General features: G+C 45.0%; 6 protein-coding genes. All 6 read right to left on the reverse strand.

What is annotated here, in order from left to right; all coding sequences use genetic code 11:
• Positions 1-18: 18 nt before the first annotated feature.
• The gene (trhN, locus tag HX778_RS19140; protein WP_015063125.1) at positions 19-3,195 is read right to left on the reverse strand and encodes an IncHI-type conjugal transfer protein TrhN; all 3,177 of its coding nucleotides are present in this window, start codon (positions 3,193-3,195) and stop codon (positions 19-21) included.
• Between the two features lie 18 nt (positions 3,196-3,213).
• Positions 3,214-4,269, reverse strand: coding sequence for an IncHI-type conjugal transfer protein TrhU (gene trhU / locus HX778_RS19145; RefSeq protein ID WP_022652170.1), 1,056 nt, complete (start codon positions 4,267-4,269; stop codon positions 3,214-3,216).
• A gap of 11 nt (positions 4,270-4,280) precedes the next feature.
• Positions 4,281-4,412 carry a hypothetical protein gene (locus HX778_RS25190; RefSeq protein ID WP_022652169.1) on the reverse strand — a complete coding sequence of 44 codons (132 nt, stop codon included), beginning with the start codon at positions 4,410-4,412 and terminating at the stop codon, positions 4,281-4,283.
• A gap of 1 nt (position 4,413) precedes the next feature.
• Entirely contained in the window at positions 4,414-5,922 is a 1,509-nt protein-coding gene (gene trhW, locus HX778_RS19150; RefSeq protein ID WP_015063123.1) for an IncHI-type conjugal transfer protein TrhW, read from the reverse strand.
• The gene (gene trhF / locus HX778_RS19155; protein ID WP_015063122.1) at positions 5,909-6,421 is read right to left on the reverse strand and encodes an IncHI-type conjugal transfer protein TrhF; all 513 of its coding nucleotides are present in this window, start codon (positions 6,419-6,421) and stop codon (positions 5,909-5,911) included. Before trhF ends, trhW begins: the two co-directional genes overlap by 14 nt.
• A gap of 278 nt (positions 6,422-6,699) precedes the next feature.
• Positions 6,700-10,998, reverse strand: a complete 4,299-nt coding sequence (gene rsp / locus HX778_RS19160) for an IncHI-type conjugal transfer protein RSP (RefSeq protein WP_176982775.1) — start codon at positions 10,996-10,998, stop codon at positions 6,700-6,702.
• Positions 10,999-11,037: the final 39 nt, after the last annotated feature.

Consider the following 11,037-nt stretch of genomic DNA (forward strand, 5'->3'; position numbering starts at 1 on the left):
GCTTTACAGCCCCTACATTTAGTATTTTGGTAATTCCTTCCCAGTAATTGGGTCTACATAAGTTGACCCAACTTCACAAATCGCGGGCCGTGGTAGATAGCTACAGTCCACATTCTCCTCTTTAATTGCCTGATTATTTTCCTGTCTAGCTTTTATCATATTATCCTCACCACCCATTGATTCTTTCGTTCTTTGGGATGGAAGTTGGTAATTTTCATTTTTAAATGGCAAATTTTCTGTTATCGATGACTCGGAGAATGTAGCGTACTGATCAGGAACTTCTCCGACCTGGACGGCATCGTTAATCCATTCAGTTAAATCGATCTTATCAAAATCTAATCTCTGTATTTGACTAATTGATAATCCAACGCAACTCGAAGCAACCGGATCTATTCCAAGTTGAGGATACGCCTGCTGCATAATCACGCGAGATAACATTGAATTGTAGCAGCACATGTCTGTTGCTTTTTTAACACACTTCTTTGTAAATCCCATATTGAGATATTTAACACAGCGTTCAGTATCCAGTGTGAAACAGGATTTCTGATTTTTATGAATAGACGCTTCCATTTCTTTTTGATCACAGGCCACAAGCATTTCAAGCAACATTTTTGTTATTTGATATGCGGTATAAATCCAGCCAATGACATTTAATGCAAGCATAAAGTTTTGAATTGCTGCTGAAAAGACTACTTCGCCACCCGTTGTCGCTACATTTTTAAAAACGAAGTCCCTTACTGTATCGGGAAGCAAGTCATATGCTTTTTCCATGGCCATCTTCTTAAGGGTACCAAGCCCGAAAGAGCTCATTGTCTCCTTAGCAAGTTGACCACTTCCACCAGCAGTGGATGAACCTACTGTTCGCCCAAGGTTACCGGCCACATTTTCGTAGACGCTGGTTAGCGAACTGGTGACATTGTTCCACATCTGACCAACAGTTTTACCTGCCGATGCTGTCCATTCACCAACCGAGTTAGCCATTGAAGCCCAGGTTCCACTCTCCCCACCGGTCCAGCTTACCAGCTGAGCATTCACTCGTGTCCAGTTCGTGTTTCGGATCATCGACCCAGCCAGCATAATCGCCTCTAGTGAGCCAGCGGTACCCTGTGGCTGTTCGCAGCAATCTGTTTTGGCCAGCCCGTTCACAAAACCAACGGACCTGCCGCACCATTCTGCTTTCCCCTCAAAGACGGAGCAGGAATTAGGGTCGTTGGGATCTTCGCATTTTGCCTCACCCTGCATGTACTGAACCATGTTTGAGTACGCGGCCACTTTCCCAAAATCATTGTTTTCCTCTTTTGGGCCGGTTTCGCATGTTCCACCAGAACATGGGATCATACCTACACAGGCGTTAGTCTGTGACTCTACCTCTCTGACGACGTCCTTACCTCTGTCACACGTATATTTCTGCTCATACATGTAGCATGTATTTGTGCCTTCATCGAACCAACCTTCTGCACAAGTCTGTGTATCGAGCACACACGCAGCATCATTTTTATATGTGCCGCAAGCGTCAGGCATATTTTTAATGTCGTCGTAGTTGTAGCAGAGGTCTTTTCCTGCGGCGTCTTTCATGATGTTTCCCTTCGCATCATATGAGCACAGCTTTTCCTTCGCCAGGGGATCACAGAAGTAACCTTCAAGGTTTGTTTTCCAGGTTAAGAACCCGGTATCGCCTTTATAAAGCGGTGTGGCCATTTTAAGCACAGTTTCCGGGAGCCGCTTTGTACCGACATCCATGTTCACAAACCGGTCAAACCGACAGAATGAATTCGGCGTTTGTACTGCATCAAAACAACCTGCGGGTTCCTGTATATGTTTATCCTCCAGCTTCATATTTTCAAAAGTCAGCTCAACTTCAAAATAGCCTTCCCCACCGCCACCTACCCAAACGCGTGACGCCATTGTCACTTCACGGTCCACCTCCTGATATACAGAGTTTCTTACCTGGTCGGTAATATCGTAGACTTTGTCAAGCTTCCATGATTTTTTCAGCTCCCATGGCCCTTGTGGTGATGGATAATTGCTACTTCTATATTCTCCATCTATGTGAGCAAAAATCTGCGTTCCATCAAGCGTGACCCTCATATGATCATCCCACTCTGCATTAATTATTTTCGCAGTTGCAAGCTTTGCATCAGGATGAAATTTTAAGGTTAATGAGTTGTCATATACTCCATCGTTCCAATAGTTGTCGTCTCTTCTGCCGAACCAGACCCTCACACAATTATCCCCGCACATAGACATATCACCATTACCACCTGAGATATAAACAGGTACGGAAAAATCACGAGTTATTGTGCAACTATTAAAGTTATCTTTCTTGGGTGAGTTGCAGTAAAACTCTTTATAATCTGGATAGTGTGTAGTAATAGTTTGTTTTTTTGTTTCCGTATTGCAACTCTGTAGCCAGTTGCCTGTACCGGCTACAGCATTACCAATTTCATTTCGGCCAGCATTGAACATGGGGTCGTTAGGTTTAATATTAGATGCTGGGTTGTCTTTATTTGCATTCACCAGTGTACGGTAGGCAACCCCATCGTAACTCTGCGCTTCAAACAGCTGACTTTTTCGATTTTTGATGTCATTGATGAATCCATCCTCATCTCCATACCGGCCACCGGAATTAAACTGAATATCACTGTGCTTCTGCTCTGAGCTGAATAGCTCTCCTGTACTGGTTTTGGTTCCTGCCGTTGTATTCGTGTTGTTACTTATACCAATGTTACCGCTACTGTCTCTGGAAAGTAACTTTGCCCCCTCTTTCGTATAATTAGAGTTGATCGTACCGCCCGTCATGCTCGGTAACTGTACGGTCTTACCGATCGACTTGCCGTCAGATGCAGCATTACTCATAACACTTTCGTTTGAGTTCAGCGCCCCGTACTTCCCAACGTCTAAGTTTATTGAATCTGCTTTACCTACATATTTATCTGATATTTTTCCGCTCAGGTTTTCCCCGGAATCAGCATTCTTGTACTTCTCTACAATATCCTGAGCACTTGTTGTTGCATTTCGATTTGCGTTGGGGTTCGCAAGGTCAAAATTGTTTTCCAACTGATCAAATATCGCATCAGCTGCGTATATTTTTGGTGTCATAACCATGTTAATGAGCGAAACGTAAAATGCCCAACTCATAGTATTTGCGAGCATAGACGCAATAATTGTTGAAGCAATTAATTTCCTAGTTTTCATATTAAAAGCCTCCTGCAATTAAGCGCCGGGATTAAAACGCACGCAACAGTCATTATATCTCCATAGCATATAGACATAATTATCTATGCCTATTTTCTTTCGTCCACCTTTCAGCGTTGACCAATCATGTACGGAGTCACCAAGCCTATGGCAGCAATCAGGCCCTTTAGCTTCTGGCGTTGGGTAAAGCATTGAAAGTCTATATTGTGAACGAGGAGTGAAGTATTCCCATGTTTTCTCACACATTGCATCTGCTCCCATTGTTCTCATTAGCATTCCTTGCCGATGTAACTTAGTTAGTAGTCGTTGTGTAATAAGGGAACTGGTTCTGACGGCATCATCATTCGCATAGACGTGCCCTGTAAGCGGGTACAAGTTACCATCACAACCGGCACAAAAATAGGCAGCCAAATTATCCTTTCCGGCAGTCACTGCCACGCAGTCAGCAGCACATACCATTGAGGCAATAGGGTTTGCAAATACCACAGCTTCGGGGTTCAGCACGAGCGTCAACAGATCACTTTCCCACATTGGATCAACTTCGCTGATATACGTCAGACTGGCATCAATATAAGGTTCTGCTGTACATTCACCGATTATCAGCAATTTCAACATTGTCATGATCGGGAATTCCCAGAGATGTACGTCGTAGAATCCGGCTTCTGTAGCAGTCATAGGCTGGTTAGTATTGCTCTTGCCAATATCGAACTGTGATTTTTGCAACATGGTTCCCTCCAAAAATGGGCTGCACCATGGGCTTTTCACTACTTCTACGATTTTAACTGGCTGGAAAAAACTTAACTGCCATCCGATTTCTGGTATCCCATTTTGGTCTGTGCAATAGCAGCCGGGGCGTGAGGGTGCGGCACCTTCAGGTGCCGCACCAATTCCCATGATCCGCATCGGGAAGATGCAACTCCAGCAGATATTTTTGATTAGTCCCTGCCACACACCAGCTGACTGGCACATTGCTCCCGGGACGCCGGTATCTGCGGCCATGGTCATTGCAGGCAGGGAAAATGACAGCATGACAGCAACCAAAATTTCCAAAAGTAACTTTTTTAGCTTCTTCACCGGCACGCTCACTATTTAGTAATGAATGTTGTCACGCTTTCCATATACGTAACCACTTTGTTGAAATACTCTCTCATCAGGTCCGGGTAATTCAGAGTCAGCCATGTGGCCAGCAGCGCCCCTAAAATAAATCCGATCTTCATATCAGTTCTCCTCTGCCGAGATTTTTTCTCCAACACCACGTATTTCAGCTTCACTGAATTGCGTTATCCGGAATTTATCTTTTTCAGTTGAAATCAACACTGGAGTGTTTTTAATCTGGAAGCGGGAAATAATTTGCTCATTGACTTTGAATACTTTCCCGTTAAATTTCTCGCGCAGATCATTCAGATGGTCCCAACCATTTTCCTGTTTAATTCGCGTAAACATCGGCATAACCTGTCCGCTGCCAAGAAGTTGGCGATATTGCTTCTCAGCCCAATCAAGCTGCCCCGGATTCAATGGGTCAAAAATTATCATGGTGAGGTTCTGCGGGAACCTGCTCAGCGGGTTAATCAGCTCGCCCGCAGAAGCAATGACGCGGCCCTGCTTATCTTTCACGTCCTGAGTGACCCTGATAGTCGGGTCAATTAACCATTCCTTGTGCTCCTGAGCCGGAGGCAGATTAACCATGAATTGGTTCTTCCATGTGTCTGCAACAGCTCGCTTCTTGGCGCCCTCCCAGTCATACTTTTGTGCTCGCTCTTCGAGCTCTTTAATAATGCTTTTCTCTTCGACCGGATAGGTCGTACCAGCATTAGGTAAAATATCCTGATCGGGATTTCTGGCCAGTTCTCGCTGGAAGAAATCAACGTTAAACGAACCGACCATTTTAGCGAATCGGGATTCCTCACGGGAGATAATTGTCGGGACCTGCGTGACCTGGTACTGGTCAAACGCATCAGGGTCAATCGTAATCAGTGGAGAGTCAAACTTCCCCTTCACCACCAACTGATTGATTGCAGCCTGAGTCTCCGGAAGACGCGTCGTGCCTTTCTTCAGACCATTAAAAACCACTCTCGCCTTATTTTGTGACGCGGTACGGAGTAGATCTTCTAGGACGTAATCAGGCAGGCTAAATGACGCAAAGATAGTGATACCGTTTTCTGTCGAAAGCACCTCTTCCCGTCTGCTATCTATTTTTCGTTCGAAGTCAGCGGCGGTGATCCCTGAGGTACCAAACATTTTTTCGATATTCGTCGACTGGCTGCGCATTACTTCTGGTTTATTTTCGACAGACTTCAGTGCTGAGTCGTTCAGCTGAATATTTCCCTGAATTTCATCACGTCTGCGAATAATGTCATTAACTGCTTCAGAATTATTATTCTGAGCGCGTATAGCCTGAGTATGATCGATAACCGCCTGCACACTGTCAGCATTCATACCCGGTACATAGCCCCGATTCGTTGGCTGACTGATGTCCCTGTTTTGCTTCAAAGCTTCAGCCTGGCGGACGTACTTCTGGACATCCGGAGAATCCAGAGAGCCTGACGAGAGCGGGCCTTCTGCTGTTTCCGGCGGCGTTGACTGAGCGCCCAATACTTGAGCTTGCCTAGCAATGTCGTCAGCAACCTGTTGATACTGGGGGCTAGCCGTAGCGGTGGACATCAAGGCGTAAAACGCCAGGCAGGTGGCCAGAGGCTTAATCGTTGTTTTTAATTCAATAGATCGCATATGTTTTCCCAATAACTGAAGTCAACTTAACCGGCCCCCAAAATCGTGAGTCCCATGAGTGATCCGTTTGGCCAATTAAAAAAACTTCTCCTTTCGGAATAGTTAATTCTCTTTCAATAGACTCAGCAGGTATGTTGTATTTCATTGAAATACGTCTGGCATTAGCTTTATAAAACTTGCTCCCGTTATAAACGCCATCCATTGTGACTCTTAGGCGATCTCCGCCTACCCCCGCCACAATTTTAATAACCTTCTCATTTTCACGTATAAATCGGACTGATTTTGGCATATGAAATGCAATGATGTTTCCTGCCTTGACAGATTTATCCTTCAAGTCAATCATGTAAAAATCAGCAGGTAAACAACCATTTAATAGCCCATGTCCAAATGTAAATCGAGTAAAGAAGATGGCCAGTACCAGTATCAGAATTGCCAAATTGATCGGCACGTACCAATCAAAACTCAGTAACCCACGCTTCTTAGGTATGTATTCGCTCATAACCTGCTTCTCTCAGATACCGGAACCAAAGGACTAATTTTTACATTACCTTAATACCTATTATCCATGTTTTGGACCGTCATTATTTCTACAAAGCCAGTTATTTCTGATAATTTACGCCCCTCTTTTTCTTTCATTATTGCCATTGATTGGTGATTCATGAGACTTGTATCACCGTTCATGCAAAGTAACTTTTCCGACGAAATCAATTCAAAAGACCAAAGACAAAAAGCCGGGACATTACTGTCCCGGCTTCTATTTCAGTACATAAATTTGTCTTACTGCGATGTACCAGTTGTTTCTACAGCCTTTGATTTTTCCTCATCTGGGCCATATACGACCGTGCGCTGTGTTGCTGAATCTCCACTATCATCATATGCGACTACACGGATATCTTGCTTCCCACGATTAAGATTTTTCGATAGTGTCGCAGTGCTGCCAAAAACATTCCTTAGTTCATCATTGATATACCATTCATAACGAACCAGTTTGCCATCAGTATCGACACATTTATTTGTGAAACTCCAGCTCATATTGGATTCTGTATGGCTTAGCACACATTGCGGAGCGGCGTTTTTTACAACATCAAAATCTACTGATGCTGTACCACGCTGTCCCATTTTACTGACAACATCCAGCGTGATTTCATATTTTTTCTCAGTAAGACCGGGAATTCCCTGAGCCCAATAGTTTTTACTACCCTGGACAACCTCTCCATTTACTTTATACGTCACCGTATCAATACTGTCAGCAGAGTGCGCCAGTTTAATATTAGATCTTAGTGTGACATCAAGAGGAGCCCTCATGAACTTATTAGAGAATTTTGGGGTCATTTCAACAGTCATCGGAGTTTGCTCATCGACGACGAAGGTATTTTCAATACGCTGTTCGTTATTACGGTTATCGCGGAAAACGATCATCAACGTATATTTACCCGGCTTCGCAATTGCAAACTCTTTCGTATCTCCTTCATCTTTTGAAATGGAGATATTTTCCTTATCGTAGATCCACTCCCGTGAATAAGTTACTCCCGGATAGTCACCGTCTTTTATTCCGGTCAGGGCGACGTGTAAGGTCGACGGGGCCATAGTGTATTTTAGCTTCGTACTGACTTTCATTTCAGGGAACTTATACACCCAGGACTTAATCGATACTTTCCGCGTGGAAATGGTACTTTCCTTGCTGTCAGCGAGCCATGCACTGTATGTAAATGCCGCATAGCCTTGCTTATCCAGCATCTCCTCTGTCAGCGTCATCGACAACTTAGGCCCTCTGATTTTCTGTCCGTCAGGGGCAGTCCATTCTTCAATGACGTCATTTCCGTTCTGGTACCGACTGTTCGGGTTGGAGTATTTACCATCTAAAGTAACTTTACTTCCCACCTCTACCTTTGAAATGCTGCTCACTGAAACGGAAAGGCGCTTGGGTTTAGCGACCGTTAACCGCGCAGACGTCTCTTTCCAGGAGGACTCTTCAGCCAGGTCGTCTGAATCCAGATAGCGCATCCGGGCGTAGATAGTTGGCGGAAGCTTATCAGCGGCAGTCACGGTATAGGTAGTGTCACCCGCGACCCAATTAATTTTATCTTCCGACCACATTACTTCAGCCGTACCCTGCGGAATCGGCTCATCATTATCCAGCAACGAGACTGGTAAATCATCGCCTTCAAGAATTTCCGCAACATCAATACTTAGCTTAGGCTGTTTGTACGTTACAACTGTCAGCACGTCGCTATAAGACACTTTTGACGTAAACTTGTTGGTCATCTTGGCCCTGTAGAGCCACTTACCGACGTCAGTTTTTCTGATTGAAATACTTCTCTTCCCAGTCATGTCCGAAAGCATCGTCCATGTCTGCCCATTGTCTGACGACTCCTGCCACTCGGTAGGAGCAAGCGCATCAGAGTTAGCTGTGCTGGCCGATTTGAAGTTCACAAGCGTACTGAGCGGGATACGGCCGATAATCAGGCTCTTTGAGAGATTACCCTCCAGCTCTTCACCCTTATACACACGTATGCCGACCGCACTTGTTTCCCGGGTCAATTCAAAATCATCGAAAGGCGAACGGACTTTAGCTATCCCGACAAGACGCATGTTCCCAAGGTCCATATTCTCGATTTTGATTTTTGTTTCGACTACCCCGGCATCATTCACCGGCAATGCCTCGGTTAATGGGGTACGTTCATACGTCGTTTTAAAACGGCCTGTTTCTGGATCTTTACCATAGATACTTTTCTGAGCGTAAATGGTTACATCCCAGTCACCCATTGTCGTCCGGCTAAATGAGCTTTTGCGAGTTGAATTGTTATAGCGCCCAACTGACACCTTCAACGGTAATTCCATTGTAGTAGCCGTCTTTTTGTCTTCGACTTCCATCGTAGCCCGAATGCTGAAGTCGGGGACCGTATACACGTTAAGTGTATCGGCGGTCCGCATTGTCGGGTCCTTCGAGTACTCTACAGCAATGTCGAATACATTTTTCGTCCACAGTGGGGCTGCGGCTACTTTCAGACGCTGAACGAATGTAGTTGCATCGTTGTTTGATGAACGGTTTTTAAACGTCGTTTTTGTGTTCTCACCCCCGTTTTGCGAAACATAGACTGTCACATCAGCAGGTACCACTTTTGCCAAGAGGCGAGCAGCTTCCCCACCTGTCGTGTACGCTAGTGCAGTGTTAGGGTTGATCCCAGTTACCAACTTATTTTTCTTGTAAGTAAGGATTGGGTTATATGGCAGTTGAGTTGTCAATACGCGGCGGTATTTGGCCGACACAGCTTTAGAGCCTCTACCGTTTATCATATAGACTTGGTAATCGAGCAGGTTTTCGCCAGTTTTATTGAAGAACCCCGTAAGTCCTGGCGTCCTGCCTTTAAAGTAAAATTCAAGCCCGTCCGGTACATTGTTCCACTGAGGGTAACAGGCAGTGATATCAGATTTGCCGCCATACCACTCAAGATAAGCCTGCGCGTTCTCTTCCGTAGTAAAGAGAGTGCATTTATCACCGGCTGTCTGACTCATCAGATCGGTATATTGCCGAACGCGAGAATACAAGGTGACGTCTTTTTCTAAGTTTTTAAGCGCAAACCCTGTCGGTTGATACGTGAAAGTGGTATTGAATGTCACAATCTTGCCATACAGGTTTTCCGCCACGACTGTGATTTCGTGGTCAGCATTCACATCTAGATCATCCCCCACCGGCAGATAATAAATGCCTTTGTAGTTCGTTGGGGTGAGTTCAACAACTTTGTTATCGATAGTAACGGCTTTAATATCCGCAACCCCGGCCTGCCCCTGGAATGCGGCAACAATAATTTCATTTAAGAAATAAACAGGTGCTCGTTTTGCCAGCGCTGCCCCATCCTTAAGTACCATGAGTGTGGGGTTATCAGAAAGCATCAGTTTGCTTTCGGGCTCATTGTACGTAGACGTATTCTTGCTAGTATTCTCTATAGTGAACGTGGCGGCATAAGAGCCATTCGTCAGGTCTGTTAAGTCAAAGATATACAGATACTCATCGCCGACCTTCTGGGGTCCGCTCACGGGCTGGAGGGTACGCCGTATCGGTGTTACCCAGGATTGCTTAAAGTCGATAACCGTACCGTCATCCAAAGTTACTTTTGTTGTCGGCTTGAAAACCCCGTCCGGCACCATCGTCAGCGTCATAGCTGTTGGTAGCCACCACTCGCCTTCAGTCTCTTCCTGGGGCACTTTGACGGCTACAGCTACCGTTTTAGCGCCGGTATAGATTTGCTGACCGCCAATACTGATAGTTTTAGCTTCATCAGTGAAATTCCAGAGAGTATGGTCAACAACAGGAGGACGGTAGTCCCAGGTCAGCGTAAGCTTTTGCGCTTCAGGAGGGGCAAAGTAATTATTTTTCGAATTAGCGGTGACAGTTATTTCCCGTGAACCTATCAATAAATCCGAATCACTTACTTTAATACTTCCTACATCGATCGTGCAACTGGTCCCACCAATAGGGACTTCACAGGCAGAACCCGATCCGATAGAAATATATTGCACAAAATTGCGGGGTTCTACTGAGACGGCAAAACTCCTGATCACTTCATCCTTAATATAAGATTTAAGTGTGTAACCCTCTTGAACCAGCCCATTCATAGACGACTTTAGGCCGGTGATCGTCGGTTTAACCGGTACGAGAGCATTAACTGTATACTCCCCTTTCACTACTTCTACTTTTTGCCTTTCTGTACCGGAAAAATAGGAAATTTTGTAAGGGAGTTTTAGGTCTCCTGAGCTGTTTGGAATCCCGGTTAACGTGAACCCGTTAGCAGTAAATCCAGAGCTATTTGGAAGCCACTCAAAGAAGCAGACAAGATTATCCACCGTTGATGTCGCACGATCATCAACCGTCACATTACATGCGGTTCCAGAGCCTGAGGCAGTAATTATATTATTGTTTACGAATGCAACAAAATCGCCCGGGCCGGGATTAAACGTGACGGCAGGCATATCAGCCTGGAGTTTTCCGGAAATCATAATTGCCTCGGCATGTACCGACTTAATCGAGGCAATTAAAGAAAACAACAGGGTTAAACATAAACCTGATTTTCTCATGACGAACACCTGTTTTTTTACGCAGAATTAAAATTACTC

It is taken from the genome of Cedecea sp. P7760, assembly GCF_013386425.1.
Classification (GTDB): Bacteria; Pseudomonadota; Gammaproteobacteria; order Enterobacterales; family Enterobacteriaceae; genus Cedecea; species Cedecea selenatireducens.

Coding starts and splice junctions, on each gene's coding strand:
- rsp (WP_176982775.1), bottom strand. CDS start 10,998: ATGAGAAAATCAGGTTTATGTTTAACCCTGTTGTTTTCTTTAATTGCC.
- trhN (WP_015063125.1), bottom strand. CDS start 3,195: ATGAAAACTAGGAAATTAATTGCTTCAACAATTATTGCGTCTATGCTC.
- trhF (WP_015063122.1), bottom strand. CDS start 6,421: ATGAGCGAATACATACCTAAGAAGCGTGGGTTACTGAGTTTTGATTGG.
- HX778_RS25190 (WP_022652169.1), bottom strand. CDS start 4,412: ATGAAGATCGGATTTATTTTAGGGGCGCTGCTGGCCACATGGCTGACT.
- trhW (WP_015063123.1), bottom strand. CDS start 5,922: ATGCGATCTATTGAATTAAAAACAACGATTAAGCCTCTGGCCACCTGC.